General features: G+C 64.4%; 13 protein-coding genes and 1 pseudogene. 3 read left to right on the forward strand and 11 right to left on the reverse strand.

Annotated features, from left to right (window positions below):
* Nucleotides 1-91 precede the first annotated feature (91 nt).
* Complete coding sequence (locus B4U45_RS04600) at nt 92-2,101, forward strand: TPM domain-containing protein (protein ID WP_075549001.1); 2,010 nt, start codon at nt 92-94, stop codon at nt 2,099-2,101.
* Nucleotides 2,102-2,261: 160 nt separating this feature from the next.
* Here the strand turns inward: B4U45_RS04600 and B4U45_RS04605 are convergent, their stop codons facing one another.
* From B4U45_RS04605 to B4U45_RS04630, 6 genes are all read right to left on the reverse strand, one after another.
* On the reverse strand, nt 2,262-2,546 hold the full coding sequence (locus B4U45_RS04605; protein ID WP_023363993.1) for a WXG100 family type VII secretion target: 285 nt from the start codon (nt 2,544-2,546) through the stop codon (nt 2,262-2,264).
* Nucleotides 2,547-2,584: 38 nt separating this feature from the next.
* Complete coding sequence (locus B4U45_RS04610) at nt 2,585-2,881, reverse strand: WXG100 family type VII secretion target (protein ID WP_036393043.1); 297 nt, start codon at nt 2,879-2,881, stop codon at nt 2,585-2,587.
* A gap of 147 nt (nt 2,882-3,028) precedes the next feature.
* Nucleotides 3,029-3,352, reverse strand: coding sequence for a hypothetical protein (locus tag B4U45_RS04615; protein WP_089025206.1), 324 nt, complete (start codon nt 3,350-3,352; stop codon nt 3,029-3,031).
* Nucleotides 3,353-3,644: 292 nt separating this feature from the next.
* Nucleotides 3,645-5,171 carry a phospholipase C gene (locus B4U45_RS04620; protein WP_083155019.1) on the reverse strand — a complete coding sequence of 509 codons (1,527 nt, stop codon included), beginning with the start codon at nt 5,169-5,171 and terminating at the stop codon, nt 3,645-3,647.
* A 392-nt stretch (nt 5,172-5,563) separates the two neighbouring features.
* Nucleotides 5,564-7,150, reverse strand: a complete 1,587-nt coding sequence (locus B4U45_RS04625; protein ID WP_371687241.1) for a phospholipase C — start codon at nt 7,148-7,150, stop codon at nt 5,564-5,566.
* A gap of 151 nt (nt 7,151-7,301) precedes the next feature.
* On the reverse strand, nt 7,302-8,837 hold the full coding sequence (locus B4U45_RS04630; protein WP_075545060.1) for a phospholipase C: 1,536 nt from the start codon (nt 8,835-8,837) through the stop codon (nt 7,302-7,304).
* Nucleotides 8,838-9,490: 653 nt separating this feature from the next.
* Here B4U45_RS04630 and B4U45_RS04635 point away from each other — a divergent pair.
* Nucleotides 9,491-10,213, forward strand: coding sequence for a GAP family protein (locus B4U45_RS04635; RefSeq protein ID WP_075545056.1), 723 nt, complete (start codon nt 9,491-9,493; stop codon nt 10,211-10,213).
* Between the two features lie 301 nt (nt 10,214-10,514).
* On the opposite strand, the gene B4U45_RS04645 is transcribed toward B4U45_RS04635, so the two are convergent.
* The gene (locus tag B4U45_RS04645) at nt 10,515-11,702 is read right to left on the reverse strand and encodes a PPE family protein (RefSeq protein WP_122526532.1); all 1,188 of its coding nucleotides are present in this window, start codon (nt 11,700-11,702) and stop codon (nt 10,515-10,517) included.
* Nucleotides 11,703-12,133: 431 nt separating this feature from the next.
* On the reverse strand, nt 12,134-13,318 hold the full coding sequence (locus B4U45_RS04650) for a PPE family protein (protein WP_219859326.1): 1,185 nt from the start codon (nt 13,316-13,318) through the stop codon (nt 12,134-12,136).
* Between the two features lie 247 nt (nt 13,319-13,565).
* On the opposite strand from B4U45_RS04650, the gene B4U45_RS04655 reads away from it, so the two are divergent.
* Nucleotides 13,566-14,873, forward strand: a complete 1,308-nt coding sequence (locus B4U45_RS04655) for an ISL3 family transposase (protein ID WP_099225836.1) — start codon at nt 13,566-13,568, stop codon at nt 14,871-14,873.
* 388 nt (nt 14,874-15,261) lie between these two features.
* Here B4U45_RS04655 and B4U45_RS30285 read toward each other — a convergent pair whose 3' ends face one another.
* The 3 genes and pseudogenes from B4U45_RS30285 to B4U45_RS04665 all read right to left on the reverse strand — a co-directional run bounded on the left by B4U45_RS30285 (nt 15,262) and on the right by B4U45_RS04665 (nt 19,276).
* Nucleotides 15,262-16,602: a beta strand repeat-containing protein gene (locus tag B4U45_RS30285; protein WP_371687243.1), complete on the reverse strand. Its 1,341-nt coding sequence runs from the start codon at nt 16,600-16,602 to the stop codon at nt 15,262-15,264.
* Between the two features lie 14 nt (nt 16,603-16,616).
* Nucleotides 16,617-17,124, reverse strand: a pseudogene (locus B4U45_RS30290) (PPE family protein); the annotation flags it as partial.
* A 259-nt stretch (nt 17,125-17,383) separates the two neighbouring features.
* Nucleotides 17,384-19,276, reverse strand: a complete 1,893-nt coding sequence (locus B4U45_RS04665; protein WP_423734685.1) for a PPE family protein — start codon at nt 19,274-19,276, stop codon at nt 17,384-17,386.
* Between the last annotated feature and the right edge of the window lie 85 nt (nt 19,277-19,361).

Raw genomic sequence — 19,361 nt, forward strand, 5'->3', positions numbered from 1 at the left:
CGGCGGTGTCGCTGCGGCCCCATCCCGCAATGCGGCCGCACCGCGCCGCGCTTCCGTCAGACCGGCCCCTTTGCCGGGCTAGATTAGCCGTATGCACATCGCTCGCCTGCTCGGCGTGGTTCTGACGGTCGTCACTGTGGGCCTCGTCGGAGGCGTGCTGCTGGCGCCCCCCTCAGCCGCGCAACCGCCATTTCGGCTATCGGGCTATGTGACGGACAACGCCGGCGTGCTGAGCGTTACTGATCGCGCCGAAGTCACCTCGGCCATCAACGAGCTCTACGCCGATCGCCATATCCGGCTATGGGTGGTCTATGTCGACAACTTCTCCGGGCAGAGCGCGATGAATTGGGGCCAGAGCACTTTCCGGAGCAGCGAGCTGGGGAGCTATGACGCCCTGCTGGCCGTCGCCACCGTCGCCCGGTCCTATGTCTTCCTGGTGCCGTCCACCGTGCCGGATGTCAGCGCCGGCCAGGTCGAAGAGCTTCGCCGAAATCAGATCGAACCGGCACTGCGCAGCGGCGACTGGGGCGGTGCCGCCGTTGCGGCGGCCAACGGGCTCAACAAGGCACCCAGTTCGTCGGGCCGGCTGATATTGCTGGTGGCGCTGGGCGTCATCGGCGTCGCGGTGGTGATCCTGCTGGTGGTGATGCGTTACCGGGCCCGCCGGCGGCGCGCTGACGCGGTGGCCGCGGCACGACGCGTGGACCCCACCGATCAGCGGGCACTGGCCGCCGTGCCGCTGGACATCCTCGACGACTTGTCACGGTCGATGGTGGTCGCTGTCGACAATGCGGTGCGCACCAGCTCCAACGAACTCGCGCTGGCGATCGACGAGTTCGGCCAAGAGCGCACCGCACCGTTCACCCGTGCCGTGGACAATGCCAAAGCGGCCCTGGCGCAGGCGTTCAACGTGCGCCAGCAGCTTGACGACAGCGCTCCCGAGACACCCGCGCAACGGCGCGAGCTGTTGACCCGGGTCATCGTGTCGGCGGCCACGGCCGACCGCGAACTGGAGGCGCAGACCGAGGCCTTCGAACAGCTGCGCGACTTGGTGATCAATGCCCCGTCCCGGCTGGACATGCTGACCCAGCAGTACGTCGAACTCACCACCCGCATTGCCCCCAGCCAGCAGCGGTTGGCCGACTTGCATCACGAATTCGGCGAGACGGCGCTGGCTTCCGTGGCTGCCAACGTCACCGCCGCCCAGGAACGACTGGTGTTCGCCGACCACAACATCGGCACGGCCCGTGAGCTGTCCGCTCAAGCCGTCAGCGGCCGGCAGTCCGGCTTGGTGGATGCCGTTCGCGCCGCTGAATCCGCGCTCGGCCAAGCCCGTTCGCTACTCGACGCGGTGGATAGCGCAGCCGGTGACATCCGGCACGCCGTCACCGAGCTGCCGTCGGTCCTGGCTGATGTGGCGGCGAGCATCACGCAGGCCGACGAGCAACTGCAGAAGACACCGGACAACGCGTCGGCACACACCCGCGAACTCGTCGCCGCGCGGGATGCGGCCGCACAAGCTCTCGAAGAGTCCCGCAACGCTCGCGGCGCGAGCGTCGCCGATCCGCTCGGTACTTTTGCCCGGGTGAGCAAGGCCGGCGCGGATCTGGATCGGCTCTTGACCGCTGTTGCTCAGGAGCAGGCCAACGCCGAGCGACTCAACCGCTCCTTCGAGCAGGCATTGTTCACCGCGGAGTCACGGGTGCGTGCGGTGTCGGACTATATCGATACTCGTCGCGGCAGTATCGGGCCCGAAGCACGGACCCGGCTGGCCGAAGCGAAACGTCAGCTGCACGCCGCGCGTGACAAACGTTCGACCAATATCACCGAAGCGATCGGTCACGCCAATGCGGCATCGACGCTGGCAGCCAACGCCCAGGCGCTGGCCAACGCCGACGTGGCGGCGGCTCAGCGCGCCTACACCCGGCAGGGCGGCGACAATGCGGGAGCGATCCTCGGCGGCATCATCATCGGCAACCTGCTCAGTGGGGGCCTGCGGGGTGGTTTCGGCGGCTGGAGCCCGACGTCGTTCGGTGGTTCTTCCAGCTCGTCCGGTGGCTCGTCAGGCGGCGGGTTCATGGGTGGCGGCGGGCGATTCTAGAAGCGGGACCGGCGAGTCACGGCACAAAAAAGTGCGCACGCCTACGCACAGGCAATCCCATACGTAGGCGTGCGCAATCAACTTGTGGAGGCCGCGCTCCGGCTGCAATGAGCAGCCGGAAACGCAAACCTCTCAGGCCGGCCTCTCAGTCCGGCAGAGGTCAGGCCCAGCTGGAGCCGACAGCGCTGTCGGTCTGTGCCATGTTGCTGCCGGCGGCCTGGACCTTCTGGCCGTGGGCGTTGGCCTGCTCGTAAATCACCTGGAAGTTGCGACCCAACTGGGTGATGAACTCCTGGCAGGCCACCGAACCGGCGCCGCCCCAGAAGTCGCCGGCAGCCAGCACATCGCGAACGATGGCCTGGTGCTCGGCCTCGAGCGACGCCGCCTGGGCACGAATCGTGGCGCCGTGGGCGTCGACATCGCCGAACTGGTAATTGATGGTCATTGGTCTTGTCCTCCTGAATCGAAGCTGTCGGGCCGGGGCTAGCTGCTGAGGATCTGCTGGGAGGCCTGCTCTTGCTGCTCGTAGTTGTTGGCGTCGCGGATCAGCCCGTCACGCACTCCGTGCAGCATGTTCACAATGTTGCGGAAGGCCTGGTTCATCTGGCCCATGGTGTCCAGCGAGGTGGCCTCGGCCAGACCGCTCCAGCCCGCGCCGGAGATGTTCTGCGAGGACGCCCACATCCGCCGGGCCTCGTCCTCAACCGTCTGAGCGTGCACCTCGAAACGGCCCGCCATCGCCCGCATCGCGTGCGGGTCGGTCATAAAGCGTGTTGCCATGTTGCCTGTCTCCTTGTCAACTGGGCTTATATAGTCAACTGGGCTCTTAGTCGGGAGTTATTTGTGCAGATTGACTCCTAGTAGTGCCGACCGCGGTGATACCGAAGTCACCAATCGGTCATGAAGAACGACAGTTACCCCTTTCTCTCAACCGGCCGCCGGAGAATGCGGTACGACCCTGCTGCTACGCGGCACCTCGAACCGAGGTTCGGCATTGGCTGCCTCCCACTCGTTCCACTCCGCCCACTCGTCCCACTCGTCGGTGCTGGATTCGGCGGGTTCCGGGTCCACCGCACCGGGCACGACGGCGACCTCGGCCGCTTCATCCTCTTTGGCCCAGTGATCATAGTCATCCGGTGGAACGGCCGTACCCCAGCTGAGCGGAACCGATAACCCGCCAAGCATCCCCGACTCACCGCGCTTCGCCGACACGGCATCGGGCGGCAAGGGCGGACCAAGAGGCAAAAGCACGCTGTCCCCTTCCAGTGCCGATTCCAATAAACCAACCCTCAATGGCAACCACAAACCATCGAGCACTTCGCATCGTATGACAATCCCGCGGCCAATATCCCCATTTCTCCGATTTCTCTGCATGCCAGCGCGACCAGCGGCACTTGACCCACGTCGGGCGGCCTGGCTGCGGCATTCGCCGCTCGCGACAGCCGAGCCTGACACACGATCCACGCAGCGGGAAAATGGCCTGCACCGCACCCGGTTGCAGCGCAGGTCTGGTTCAGAGTTGCATTCAAAAGGCATGGGATGGCTAACAGATGCCGCTGGGAATTCCGCGGACCGGCCCCGATTCCTGGACCGGCATCGTCTGCGGATAGGGCACCCGATAGGGCAGCCCTTCGTTGAGAAACCCCAGGACCACGTTGGGCACACAGTTGGCAACCTTCGGCAATTGCCGAGCCGGGTGGTCCAAGTTGGGTCGCGACGGGTCGGGCGGGGCGGCGAAATTGAATGCCGACGTCATATCTCCGGTCACGCTGGCCCGCCAGGGGGTCAGGTTAGGGACCGGAACCCCGAAGCGCTTGCCGATGAGCTGCAGCTGCGACGTGTGGTCGAACTGGTCGTGAACCATCAGCCCGCCTCGGCTGTAGGGAGAGATAACCAAACACGGCACCCGGTACCCCAGACCGATCGGCCCCCGGATACCGCCCGAGCCGTCGACCCTGTTGATGTCGACGCTGTTGGGAATCCATTCGCCGGGTGTGCCCGGCGGCGCCGTCGGTGGCGTGACGTGGTCGAAAAATCCGCCATGTTCGTCGTAAGCGATGATCAGCGCGGTCTTTTCCCAAACGGCAGGATTGCGAAGCAACGTCCTGATCAGGTTGACGATCGTGACGGCACCCACGGCGATCGGGAAGGACGGATGCTCGGAGTCGACGGTCAGCGGCACAACCCAGGAGACCTGCGGCAGCCTGTTGTTGATGACGTCGAGGACGAAGTCCCCGGGGTACGTCGGCGCAATCCCGTATCGCGCCAGATCTGACCGCGGATCTCCCGCCGCCTTGAAGCTCCCCACATAGCCGTTGCGGCTCAGCGACGTGTCATTGAGGCCGCCGAGCAGCTTGCTGTTGTAGACCTTCCAACTGATACCGGCGTCGCTGAGGTTCTGGGGCATGATGCGCCAACTGAACGTCAGTTTCGGTTGAATGGACGGCTCGACGATCTGTGGTCCGCCCTGGTCGCCGTCGGGGTTGACGGTGCCACTGATCCAGTAGAGCCGGTTGGGCATCGTCCCGCCGAGAAGCGAAGAGTGGTAATGGTCGCAGACGGTGAATGTGTCGGCCAGCAGGTAGTGGATCGGTATGTCGGGGCGCGCGTAGTAGCCCATCACCACGGGCGTATTGGCCGCCGAGCGGGTTCTGGCTTGCGCCGCAAGCCAGCCGTCATTGGCCCCGCCATTCCACGACAAATGTGCCGCGATCCACTGGTGGTCGGGGTCGTTGACGCATTCGCCAACCCCGTTGGGGCCTCTGGTCGTATCGATGCGATACGGCAAGGTAGTGCCGGCAGGGTCAACCGCTTGTGTCTGTGGATTCCAGCCCTTCTGGGCGAACAGCGGCGTCGGGGTGTCGAACCCGTCCACGCTGGAGAGCGAGCCGAAGTAATGGTCGAATGACCTGTTTTCTTGCAGGCACAACACGATGTGCTCGATGTCGGTCAGATGTCCCGAACACGGACCGGCCGCATAAGCCTTCTCGATCACCGGGGCGGCCCAGTCCGTGAGAAAAGCTGCCGCCCCGACCCCGGTGGCCTTCGCCAGGAATTCTCGACGCGACATTCCAGCAAATGCACCGCCGCCCACCGGCCCTCCTTTATCGATGTTTGAGTTGACCGTATAGGCGTGACGGAAGTCGGCTGCGAAACGCAAACCGGCGTGTCCTGGCGTATTCAATCGTTTCGACGGCAGTCCGCGGTGTCCGGTTTGACCTTGAATCAGCCCCATCGATATAACCGGGCCCGCCGGGAATGCCGTGCGGACCCGTTCCTGGCACCGGCATATTCGGCGCAGACGAGACTCGATAGGGAAAGGGCCTCGGTGCCGGAACCTGTTTCCACGTTGCGTGCATTCCGGCGTCGGAGGAGCCTCCCCGCCGTACCTTTTCAGCCAGCAGAAAGGGATCGGCGTCGGCGAACCGCAGCCCTGGCGGCCGGTGACTTGTGCAGCCCGATTCAGCAGAGGCCACTGGGAATTCCGCGGGTCGGTGACGTTTCCTGGGTCGGCATCATCTGTGGAAATGGCACCCGATACGGAATTGATGTCTTGGTCGTCGTTCCCAATACCGCGTTGGGAACGCACTGGGGCAGTTTGGGGACTGACCTCAGCAACGGGTGATCCAGATTGGGTTTCGACGGGTTGGGCGGGACCGCGAAATTGAATGTCGAAGTCATATCGCCGACCACGCCGTTTCTCCAGGCGCTGAGGTTGGGAACGGGCACTCCGAACCGCGCACTGATCAACTTCAACGTCGAGGTGTGGTCGAAGGTGTCGTGGACCATCAGCGGACCGCGACTGTAGGGCGAAATGACGATGCACGGGGTGCGAAAACCCAAACCGATGGGCCCGCGAATTCCGCCCGAACCCGGCACGGCGTTGATATCGGGGACAGTGACGTACTCCCCCGGGGTACCAGGCGGCGGCGTCGGCGGCGTCACGTGATCGAAGAAACCCCCGTTTTCGTCGTAGTTGACGATCACCGCGGTCTTTTCCCACACCGCCGGATTCGACAGCAAAATCCGCAGCACGTCGACGATTCCGACAGCACCGATAGAAACGGGTAACGCGGGATGTTCGGACAACAAGAATCCAGGCAGCACCCAGGAAACTTTGGGTAGCGCATTGTTCTTGACGTCAGCGGCGAAGTCCAACGGATACGTAGGGGCGATGCCGTAGCGGGCCAGATTGGATCGCGGATCTGCGGCCTGCTGGAAATCGTTGATCAGTCCGTTGTAGCCCACAACCGTATTGTTGAGCGGCCCCAGAAATTTGTTCTGGTAAACCTTCCAGCTGACGGCCGCGTCTTCGAGGTTCTGCGGCATGATCCGCCAGCTGAGTTTTTGCTGCGGTTGGATGTTGGGTTCGATCAGAATGGGACCACCGTTGGTGCCGTCCGGATCGATCCAAGCACTCATCCAATACAACCGATTGGGCGTGGTGCCGCCCAGCAGCGAGCAGTAGTAGCCGTCGCAGACTGTGAATGTGTCCGCAAGCAGGTAATGGATGGGGAGGTCCCGGCGAGTGTAATAACCCATCGTCACCGGGACGTTGCCCTGCAGCGGGCTGGACGCGGCCTGCGCCGGCAACCAGCCATCGTTGGCGCCCCCGTTCCATGAGTTATGCATGGCGATCCAGCCGTGATCGGGGTCGTTGACGCATTCGCCGTCAAGCAGCGGCCCCCGGGTGGTGTCGAATCGAAACGGAATGGTGGTGCCGGCCGGGTCGACCGCCTGCGTCGCCGGATTCCAGCCCTTCTGCGCGAACGCCGGTGACGGATCGTTGAAACCCCGAGTCCCCGATAACGTGCCAAAGTAGTGATCGAATGACCGGTTCTCCTGCATCAACAACACGATGTGCTCGATATCGGTCAAATGCCCCGAGCAGGGCCCGGCTCCATACGCCTTGTCGATAATCGGAGCGGCTAATGACGTGAGAGCGCCGGCGGTGGTGGCGGCAGCGGCTTTGGCGAAGAATTGTCGACGGGTCATTCCGTCGACCGGGTGCTCGCCCACCACACGCCCTCCCTGACGGCCGCGTCGCATATTCCCGATCACGGTATAGTTGCGTCGGCAATCAATCCTGATAAGCCCACCGGCGTGTCGGACCCGATACGCAAATCAGTGCTGATCATCATTTCCCGAGTGCAAATCCACCGCCGTCACCGAAGGCCCTAACGGCAGCTTCCCGGGCCGATCAGCAAAGCCCGCTGGGAATCCCGCGGGTGGGGCTGCTTTCCTGAGTGGGCATCATTTGGGGATAAGGCACTCGGTACGGAATTGCCGGCAGCGTGCCGTCCGTCGTCCCCAATACGACGTTGGGGATGCATTGCGGCAGTTTCGGCACGGCGGCCAAGAGCGGATGGCTCAAGTTGGGTCTGGTCGGGTTTGGCGGTGTTGCGAAGTTGAACGCGGAGGTCATGTCGCCGACGACGCCGTCGCGCCAGGCGGTCAAATTGGGAATGGGCACACCGAACCTGGCGCGAATCAATTTCAACTGCGAGGTGTGGTCGAAAATGTCATGGACCATCAACCCGCCGCGACTGAAGGGCGAAATGACCAGGCAGGGCACCCGAAAGCCCAGGCCGATCGGGCCCCGGATACCGCCGGACCCGCTCACTGCGTTGATGTCGGGCACCGTCACGTACTCACCTGGAGTACCCGGCGGCGCCGTCGGCGGCGTCACGTGGTCGAAGAAGCCGCCGTTTTCGTCATAGCTGATGATCAACGCGGTTTTCTCCCACACCGCCGGGTTGGAAAGCAGAATGCGCAGCGCATTGACCATGGCCACAGCGCCCAGCGCCACCGGCAATGCGGGATGCTCCGACTGGATGAACGGTGGAACCAGCCAGGAAACCTGCGGCAGCCGGTTGCCTTTGACGTCGGCCGCGAAGTCGAACGGGTAAGTCGGTGCAATGCCGAACCGAGCCAGGTTCGACCTCGGGTTGGCGGACTGCGAGAAAGCCTGTACTAGCCCGTTATTGCTGATCGGAGTGTTGATGAACCGCCCGGCGTCTTTGCTTTGGTACACCTTCCAGCTGATGCCGGCGTCCTCGAGGTTCTCCGGCATGATGCGCCAGCTGTACTGCTGCTCGGGCAGGAAGCCGGGCTCCACCAACTGCGGTCCCCCGTTGGTGCCGGCCGGATCGATGGTGGCGCTCATCCAATACAGCCGATTAGGCAGCGTGCCACCCAAAAGTGAGCAGTGATAGCCGTCGCAAATAGTGAAGGTATCAGCCAGCAGATGGTGGATCGGGATGTCCTGGCGGGTGTAATAACCCATGACCATCGGGACATAAGGCCCGGTGCGCGTCGCCGACTGCGCCGGAAGCCAGTTGTCGTTGCCGCCGTTATTCCAGGAGGTGTGCATGGCGATCCAGGCGTGGTCGGGATCATTGACGCACTCGCCGTCCAGAATGGGGCCACGGGTGGTATCGAGCCGGAATGGAATGGTGATTCCCGCAGGGTCGAGCGCCTGCGTCATCGGATTCCAACCCTTTTGCTGGTATGCCGGCGACGGGTCGCTGAAACCTCGGGTGCTCGAAAGTGTGCCGAAGTAATGATCGAATGACCGGTTCTCCTGCATCAACAATACGATGTGCTCGATATCGGTCAAATGCCCCGAGCAGGGGCCCGCACCATACGCCTTTTCGATCACCGGACCGGCAAAGTCCATCATCAACGCCGCAGCGCCGGCGCCGGTGAGCTTTGCAAAAAACTCCCGGCGTGACATTCCCCGGAAGGGGTTTTCCGTCACGTAATTCGCCTCCCTGCGCACAGTTCAGCCCACGGTATAGTTACCACGCCGATCGATCGCGGCAGGCCGACCGGCGTGTCGCAGGCCTACTTCACCTGCAGCAAACGAGCTGGAATCGGTTTCCGGGATCTGTCTCGGCCGGTCGCGGGGTACCGGTGGGTATGGAGTTCCGATCTGTTGGCCGCCGTTGTCGAAGCCACGAGAACCGCCAGGGTCTGATTAAGCCGCGGCTGGGAGCGGTGCCTACGCGGCGGCGACCCTCCCGCAGCGCACCGGCCGGGCACCCGGTTATCGAAGCGGACGGTACACCGTGCCGACGCAACCCATTGCGACCAACGTGCCAATACCCATCGGACTAAAGTGCTTCACGACAAAAATTTATCGAATCCCACATTCCTAATCGATCCCTCATAGTGCCATTTCTCGACTTAGCGCCGGCGCCGGCAGCCTGCCCGATTACCCCAGGTCAGCGCCCGTTCTCCAACTTTTTCACCGAATTGCATTCGGCACCGTCGGTCTTAATCCGACGCCAGGAATGATGTCGTGCCGCGAGTAACCCGGTCGTAATCGGAAAACCATTGTCTTGACCGGGTTTCGTGATCGTCGTCGTCGTTGTAGCGTCCGTTGCCATGTGGGGTACGGTGCTCGTGTTGGCGCTTGTCGCGACGGCCGACCCGGTGCGGATCGGGATCAGCGTTCTCCTGTCATCGCGACCCCGTGCCGTCGGCCAGCTCGTTGCATTTTGGCTTGGCGGCATTGTCACCAGCGTTGCTCTGGCTACAGGTGTGCTCTTCGGACTACGAGGATTCGCGCTCGATGTCATGCACCGGGTGGAAGTTGCCACCGCCAGTTCCACCGCCGGACACATTCAGATCGCGATGGGTGTCACGGCGCTGCTCATCGCCGCGCTGGCGATCACCCTCTCCCCAGGCCAGCGGATCCGGCTCGGGATGATAGGCGCCAATCCATCACAGTTGCAGGTCCGGACGTCCACGACGATCTCGAGGTTGTCGACGCGCGCCGACGTCGCGTTGCAGGCCCGCCCGCTGGGGGTGGCGTTCGTCCTCGGAGTCGGGCTGTTGGCGGATTTCCGGTTTCTGGTAGCGCTCACCGCGATTTTGGCCTCGGGAGCCGCGGCGGCCATCCAGGTCACAGCGGCGGGTGTGTACACCCTTGTGGCACTGGCATTCGTCGAGCTCCCACTCGCCAGCCAGCTGGCGGCGCCGGCTAAGACCGGGCAGATCATGTCGGTGGTGCAGCGCTGGGTCAAGGCTCGGCGACACCAGATCTTCGCTGTCGTCATTGCCCTGCTGGGAGCATTCCTGATGACCAGGGGGATGGGCCGCGTATAAGCGCCCGCTCTGATTGCGGCTACCGGCCCCGTCCCCCCACCTCATCACCCAACGTGTGCGGCACCCAGACCACGGATCGCTTCGGCTGACAGGGTGAGGGCGCGGGTAACACTGGTTGGTTGGCGTTACCCGCGCCCTGCAGAGCTGGCTGGTGAGGCCGGCTCGGTGTTGGTCAGGCCCAGCTGGCGCCGACGGCGGAGTCGGCTTGGGCGTCGTCGTTGGCTGGTTCGTAGATCGCCTGGAAGCTGGGGCCTAGCTGGGTGATGAACTCCCGGCAGGTCGCGCCCCAAAAGTCCCGGCGCTACCCGACACCGGTGCGCGGGATCACACTCGGGCGCGCCTGCACCACATGCGGATTGGCCCCCCCACGGCCCATCATTCCGCCGGGCATCCCCGCGCCGGCACCACCGGCACCCATCGGCATCGGCATCATCGGCATTCCCGCGCCACTGCCGCCAGCGGCAGCCGCCAATTCCGCCGCATTGGGCATACCACCCAACCCCGCCATGGCTGCGGACGACAACCCCTTGGGCATCGACCCCTCCCAGGTCGGCGGCACCGACATCGCCCCCACCAACCGCGCCTTACCTAAGTCCGCGCCAATACCCGCACCCAGACCCGCGCCACCGCCGAGGCCCTTCATCGGATTGACATCACCGACAAACTTCGGCGCATCAGCCAGACCCTCCAACGCCGTCGCCCCGGCCAACCCCGCCGTACCCGCATTGGCCGTGCTGCCCAACTGCATCAGCGGCCCAAGCATCATGCTGGCGGGCTGCGCCGCGAACTGCGCCACCTGCATCACCGACGACAACGGCAGCGACGAGGCCAACGACTGCAACCCGGTCACCACCCCCGGAACCCCCGCCAGCGCACCCTGCAACGCCGGCGACACCGCCGCCGTAGCCGTCGTCGCCAACCCGGCCACCTGCGCACCCACCTGCGAGGCCAACCCCGCCAAATCCAACGGCGGCACACTAAACGGCATCAACTCCGCAGCCGCCGCCCCCGCCCCCGCGTCATAGCCGACCATCGCCCCCACATCCTGAGCCCACATCTCCACATAATCGAACTCAGTAGCCGCAATCGCCGGCGTGTTCTGCCCCAAGAAATTGGTCGCCACCAACGCCCCCAACAACACCCGATTGGCCGCCACCGCCGCCGGATGCACCGTCGCCGACACCGCCGCCTCAAACGCCGTCGCCGCCGCCGCCGCCGACGCCGCCGCCGTCTCCGCCCGCGCCGCGGCCGCGCTCAACCACCCCACATACGGCGCCGCCGCCGCCGCCATCGACACCGACGCCGGACCCGCCCACGGCCCACCCGTCAACCCCGCAATCACCGCATCAAACGACGACGCCGACCCCGCCAACTCCGCGGCCAGCCCCTGCCACGCCGCCGCCGCCGCAAACAACGGCCCCGCGCCAGCACCAGCAAAAATCCGCGCCGAATTGATCTCCGGCGGCAACCACGCAAACTCAGGAACCATTCCAACCCCAAACCAACCAGCCGCGCCAACGGCACCGACAACCAACCGAACCCGAACACTCACCAACCCATCGGCGGATCGTAAGCCAACCCACAGCCGAAAACTCCAGATTCGCCAAACGCGGAAACCGCAGCGGCATTGGGTGGTCTCCATGAGCTACGCCTGCACCGAAGCGCTGCATTGCGACTAGGCGGCTGACGGGATGTTCGCAGGGTCAGGGCGCGGGTAACACTGGTTGGCTGGTGTTACCCGCGCCCTGTAGAGCTGGCTGGTGAGGCCGGCTCGGTGTTGGTCAGGCCCAGCTGGCGCCGACGGCGGAGTCGGCTTGGGCGTGGTCGTTGGCTGGTTCGTAGATCGCCTGGAAGCTGGGGCCTAACGCGGTGGTGAAGTCCTGGCGGGCCGTGCCCCACTCTGGCCCCGAAGTCCCGGCCCTACCCGACACCGGTCCGCGGGATCACACTCGGGCGCGCCTGCACCACATGCGGATTAGCCCCCCCACGGCCCATCATTCCGCCGGGCATCCCCGCGCCGGCACCGCCCATCCCCATCGGCATCGGCATCATCCCCATCCCACTACCGGTCCCGGCCGCCTGCGCCAGCTCCGCCGCATTGGGCATACCACCCAACCCCGCCATGGCTGCGGACGACAACCCCTTGGGCATCGACCCCTCCCAGGTCGGCGGCACCGACATCGCCCCCACCAACCGCGCCTTACCTAAGTCCGCGCCAATACCGGCACCGACCCCGGCGCCACCGCCGAGGCCCTTCATCGGATTGACATCACCGACAAACTTCGGCGCATCAGCCAGACCCTCCAACGCCGTCGCCCCGGCCAACCCCGCCGTACCCGCATTGGCCGTGCTGCCCAACTGCATCAGCGGCCCAAGCATCATGCTGGCGGGCTGCGCCGCGAACTGCGCCACCTGCATCACCGACGACAACGGCAGCGACGAGGCCAACGACTGCAACCCGGTCACCACCCCCGGAACCCCCGCCAGCGCACCCTGCAACGCCGGCGACACCGCCGCCGTAGCCGTCGTCGCCAACCCGGCCACCTGCGCACCCACCTGCGAGGCCAACCCCGCCAAATCCAACGGCGGCACACTAAACGGCATCAACTCCGCAGCCGCCGCCCCCGCCCCCGCGTCATAGCCGACCATCGCCCCCACATCCTGAGCCCACATCTCCACATAATCGAACTCAGTAGCCGCAATCGCCGGCGTGTTCTGCCCCAAGAAATTGGTCGCCACCAACGCCCCCAACAACACCCGATTGGCCGCCACCGCCGCCGGATGCACCGTCGCCGACACCGCCGCCTCAAACGCCGTCGCCGCCGCCGCCGCCGACGCCGCCGCCGTCTCCGCCCGCGCCGCGGCCGCGCTCAACCACCCCACATACGGCGCCGCCGCCGCCGCCATCGACACCGACGCCGGACCCGCCCACGGCCCACCCGTCAACCCCGCAATCACCGCATCAAACGACGACGCCGACCCCGCCAACTCCGCGGCCAACGCCTCCCACGCCGCCGCCGCCGCAAACAACGGCCCCGCGCCAGCACCAGCAAAAATCCGCGCGGAATTGATCTCCGGCGGCAACCACGCAAATTCAGGAATCATTCCAACCCCAAACCAACCAGCCGCGCCAACGGCACCGACAACCAACCGAACGCGAAGGCTCACCAACCCTCGGGCGGATCGTAAGCCAACCCACAGCGAAAAACTCCAGATTCGCCGAATTATCCATAAGTATTGGAGGCTCTTCGCAGATGAGGGTGTAGAGGTGGTCGGCGCGTCGTTGCCGGGATAGGGGTCGAGGTCTTCCGAAGATGAGGGTTCCTACACACCTGATCTGGAAGACCTCGACATGCCTGACGCTACCTTCGCTTGCCCTGATCTGACCACGTTCTGCCGCCTTGATGAGCTCGGGATGGAGGTGACTGGACAACGCCTGGGACCCGAGCAGGCGGTGCTGGCGTGCCGGATCGTCGGCGACGACTCGTGGTGTCGGCGCTGCGGCGAGCAAGGTGCGGTGCGCGACACCGTGACCCGTCAACTTGCGCACGAGCCATTCGGGTTGCGGCCGACAACCTTGCTGGTCACGATCCGCCGCTACCGATGCGCGGGCTGCGCGCACGTGTGGCGTCAAGACAGCAGCAAGGTCGCCGAGTCGCGGGGCAAGCTCTCCCGCCGCGGGTTGCAGTGGGCGCTGGAAGCCCTTGTGTGCCAGCACCTGAGCGTGGCTCGGATCGCCGAAGCCCTGGCGGTGTCGTGGAACACCGCCAACAATGCGGTCCTGGCCGAAGGCAAGCGGGTGCTCATCGCCGATCCGGCCCGCTTCGACTCGGTGGCGGTGATCGGCGTCGACGAGCACGTCTGGCGGCACACCCGCCGGGGCGACAAGTACGTCACCGTCATCATCGATTTGACCCCGGTGCGCGACAAGGCTGGTCCTGCGCGGTTGCTCGACATGGTCGAAGGGCGGTCGAAGAAGGCGTTCCAGCAATGGTTGGCCGACCGGCCGAAGGAATGGCGTGATGGTGTGGAAGTCGTTGCCATGGACGGATTTTCCGGGTTCAAGACCGCGGCCGTTGAAGAGCTTCCCGATGCAGCGACGGTGATGGATCCCTTCCACGTGGTCCGATTGGCAGGCAACGCCCTCGATGAATGCCGGCGCCGTGTCCAGCTGGACACCTGCGGGCACCGGGGCCGCAAGACCGACCCGCTCTATGCGTGCCGGCGGACCTTGCAGACTGGCGCTGATCTGCTTACCGACAAGCAACGGGCCAGGCTGACAGCCCTATTCGCCGTCGACGTCCATGCCGAGGTCGAAGCCACCTGGCAGATGTATCAGCGCACCGTGGCCGCCTACCGCCACCCCGACCGCGCCACCGGCCGCACCATGATGGCCGCGCTGATCACCACGCTGAGCACCGGCGTTCCCCAAGCCTTGCAGGAGGTCATCACCCTCGGGCGCACGCTCAAGAAGAGGGCCACCGATGTCCTGGCCTACTTCGACCGGCCCGGCACCTCCAACGGGCCCACCGAAGCGATCAACGGCCGTCTTGAACACCTCCGCGGATCCGCCCTAGGCTTTCGCAACCTCACCAACTACATTGCCAGATCGCTACTGGAAACCGGTGGATTCAGACCCCAACTACACCCTCGATTGTGAAGAGCCGTATTGGATAAGAGCCGGTCCACCAGCGCGCCAGATCTCGGAACTATCTCGGCGGGGCCAGGCAGCCATGCCCGCGTAATGTCAATGACGTGGACAAACAATGATCCGCTTGATTGGTTCGGCGAGTGATTTCCCTATCGCCGCCACGCCGGGAAGGCAATGCCCTGCCCCCTGCGGTCGGGGCCTGATCGTTGATGCGCACCGACGCCGGCCAACTGCGCGGCGTATAGCAAGAACTTCCTGGTCAGCCCGTGGCGACCGGCTGCGAGGCCGAATGTGTTGCCCGGCGGTTTGAGATCAGCACGCTCAGCACCCGGCGATTGCCGGAGACGCCAATACCCGGCGACGGGTTTATCAGCGGAAAATTGGCGTTCGGGCCCCGCTAGAAAAGGTTCTTGAAGAAGCCCGAAAGCCCGTTGCCGAAGACCAACAGTCCCGAGCTTCCCGTCCCGGAGTTCAGGATGCCCGACGTCGTGACGCCCGCGATGGCGATGCCCGCGTTCTGGACAGCCGCATTATAGAAACCCGCGTTCCCGTAACCGGTGTCGAGCGCGCCAGAGTTGCCGCCGAAGATGCTCGTGGTACTGGTGTTGACGTAGCCCGAGTTGCCGAATCCCGAATTTTGAATACCCGAGTTGCCGCTACCATTTGGGTCGTTCTGACCGAAGCCTGAGTTACCGGTGCCGACATTGAAGAAGCCGGAGTTAGGTCCGGGATGGGCTATAGCGCTGAAGAACCCGGTGTTGAGCGCGCCACCGTTGAAGCCGCCGGTATTGGTGTTGCCCGCGTTTGCGAAACCGGTATTGACGTCGCCCGCGTTCCCGAACCCGGAATTGATGTCGCCTGCGTTGAAAAAGCCGGTGTTGACGTTGCCCGAGTTACCGAAGCTGGTGTTCGAGTTGCCAGCATTGAAGCTGCCGGCATTGAAGTTGCCGGAATCGAAGAAGCCGAAGTTGCCGGCCCCCGCATTTACGGCGCCGGTGTTTGTGCTGCCGCCGTTCCAGAACCCGGTGTTGACGCTGCCCGCGTTACCGAAGCCGGTATTTCTCACGCCAGAATTGCCGAAGCCCACGTTGTCGGTCCCGGAGTTGAAAAAGCCCACGTTACCGCTGCCTGAGTTGAACAAACCGATATTGTTACTGCCGGAGTTCAACGCGCCGAAGCCGATTTGGCCGTTGCCGGTGAGCCCGATGCCGATATTGTTGTTCCCGGTGTTGCCGAAGCCGAAATTGCCATTGCCGGCATTGCCGAAGCCGACGTTGTTACTCCCGGAATTTCCGCTGCCGAAATTGAAGTTACCACCATTACCGTTGCCGAAATTCGTGTCGCCGATATTGCCGCTGCCCACGTTGGTGTTGCCGATATTTCCGCCACCCAGATTGGTGCTACCGATATTGCCGCCGCCCAGATTCTGGCTGCCGAAGTTTCCGCTACCGAAGTTGAGGTTGCCGACGTTGCCGCTGCCCAGGTTGATGTCGCCCTGGTTGCCGCTACCGACGTTGGTGCTGCCGATATTGCCGCTGCCCAGGTTGAACGAGCCGACGTTGCCGCTGCCGATGTTCGCGTCACCGATGTTGCCGCTACCGAGGTTGAGGGAGCCGATGTTGCCGAAACCGAAGTTGATGCCCTGAAGAGGTGCCGGGACTACGCTGGCCGCCTGCGCCGCCGGTGCGCCGGCCGTCGCGCCACCGATCAGACCCGACAACCCGGGCAGCCCCGCCACCGAACCCGACCACGACGCCAACTGAGCAGCCGCCGCCGAAACCCCACCGTGATAACCCACCATGGCCGCCACATCGGCCGCCCACATCTCCTCATACACACCCTCGGCAGCCGCAATCGCCGGCGCATTCTGACCAAACAGATTCGACATCACCAACTGCACAAACACATTGCGATTAGCCGCCACCGCCAACGGATGAACCACCGCCGCCCGCGCCGCCTCAAACGCCCCCACCACCGCCCGCGCCTGCGCAGCCGCCCCCGCGGCCCCCGCCGCCGCCGCACTCAACCACCCCGAATACGGAACCGCCACCGCCACCATCGCCGCCGCCGCCGGACCCTGCCACGCCGAACCCGACCCCCCCGCCAAACCCGACGTCACCGACCCAAACGCCGCCGCCGCCGACCCCAACTCATCAGCCAACCCAGCCCACGCAGCCGCCGCCGCCAACATCGGCGCCGAACCCGCACCACAAAACATCCGCAACGAATTAACCTCCGGCGGCAACACCGAAAAATTCATCAACCCGCCCCTCCTTCAACGGAATATTCTCAACACCACCCACAGGCGTTACCGCAACCACCACCGCGCACCCGGCCAGCAACCACCGCTCCTGGCAGCGACCCTAGGCCACACCCCCCACCAAACCCCCGCATTTACCCCCACCACCCACCCGTGTCGACCCCCCAACCACCACGAAAAAAGGGCTTCGCCGCGGTATGGGATGCCGCCGCCCATGCCGGCGGGCCCAAAGCCGGTGGGGGCAGGCCAGATTCGGCGGCTACCGGAAAAACCCGGAAATCCCTGAACCCGAATTAAAGCCGCCGGAGTTCTGATCGCCGGAATTAACGATGCCCGAGCTGTCGTCACCGGAATTCGAGATACCTGCGAGGCTATTACCCGAGTTGATAAGTCCGGCATTGTTGGTGCCGATGTTGCTGAAACCGGAATTGAAGCCGGGGATCAACGCGGGCCCGGCATTCGAGATTCCGGAATTACCGATGCCCGTGTTGAAGAAGCCAGAGTTGACGGTACCGTTGGGATCGCTGTTCCCAAAGCCCGAGTTTCCGGCGCCTTGGTTGCCGAATCCGGAGTTCAAGACCGGCTGGTCTACCGCGCTGGCGAAGCCGGTGTTGAGGTTGCCGCCGTTGAAGCCGCCGGTGTTGGTGTTGCCGCCGTTGAAAGAGCCGGTGTTGACATTACCCGCGTTCCAGGCACCGGTGTTCGAGTTGCCCGCGTTCATAAAGCCGGTATTTCCCGCACCAGAATTTCCGAAGCCAGTGTTATGGGTGCCTACGTTGAAGCTGCCGAAGTTTCCGTTCCCCGCGTCAAAAATACCGAAGTTGCCGCTACCCGCACTGCCGAAGCCGGTATTTGAGCTACCCGCGTTCCAGAAACCGGTATTGAAGTCGCCAGCATTACCGAAACCGGTATTTCCGTTGCCGGAGTTTATCCAGCCGATGTTATTGTTGCCGGAGTTGAAGAAGCCGATATTGTTGTCACCGGAATTGAATAAACCGATGTTGTTACTGCCGGAGTTCAACGCGCCGAAGCCAATTTGACCGTTGCCGGTAAGCCCGAAGCCGATGTTGTCGTTACCCTTGTTGCCGAACCCGATATTGCCGGTGCCGAGGTTTCCGAATCCGATGTTGCCACCACCGAGATTGCCGCTGCCGAGGTTGAAGTCGCCGGTGTTTCCGCTGCCAAAAGACACGTCGGCCAGGTTTCCGCCGCCGATATTGATGGTGCCGAAGTTTCCGCTGCCCAGATTGAGGCTGCCGACGTTGCCGCTGCCCAGGTTGCCGCTGCCGAAGTTTCCGCTGCCGAAGTTGTAGTCCCCGATGTTTCCGGTGCCGCTATTGGCGGTCCCGGTGTTGCCACTGCCCCAGTTCTGGCTGCCATAGTTCCCGCTGCCGATGTTGTTGCTGCCGATATTGCCGCTGCCGAGGTTGATCCCACCGATGTTGCCGCTGCCCAGGTTGAACGAGCCGATGTTGCCGAAACCCAGGTTGAAGACGAAGTCGTCAAGCCATTGCGAAACCGCCGCCGGGCCGGCGGTCGCCTGTGCGGCGAGCGCCGCCGGTGCGCCGGCCGTCGCGCCGGGGCCCGTCGCGCCACCGATCAGACCCGACAACCCGGGCAGCCCCGCCACCGAACCCGACCACGACGCCAACTGAGCAGCCGCCGCCGAAACCCCACCGTGATAACCCACCATGGCCGCCACATCGGCCGCCCACATCTCCTCATACACACCCTCGGCAGCCGCAATCGCCGGCGCATTCTGACCAAACAGATTCGACATCACCAACTGCACAAACACATTGCGATTAGCCGCCACCGCCAACGGATGAACCACCGCCGCCCGCGCCGCCTCAAACGCCCCCACCACCGCCCGCGCCTGCGCAGCCGCCCCCGCGGCCCCCGCCGCCGCCGCACTCAACCACCCCGAATACGGAACCGCCACCGCCACCATCGCCGCCGCCGCCGGACCCTGCCACGCCGAACCCGACCCCCCCGCCAAACCCGACGTCACCGACCCAAACGCCGCCGCCGCCGACCCCAACTCATCAGCCAACCCAGCCCACGCAGCCGCCGCCGCCAACATCGGCGCCGAACCCGCACCACAAAACATCCGCAACGAATTAACCTCCGGCGGCAACACCGAAAAATTCATCAACCCGCCCCTCCTTCAACGGAATATTCTCAACACCACCCACAGGCGTTACCGCAACCACCACCGCGCACCCGGCCAGCAACCA

The organism is Mycobacterium persicum, assembly GCF_002086915.1.
GTDB classification, from domain to species: domain Bacteria; phylum Actinomycetota; class Actinomycetes; order Mycobacteriales; family Mycobacteriaceae; genus Mycobacterium; species Mycobacterium persicum.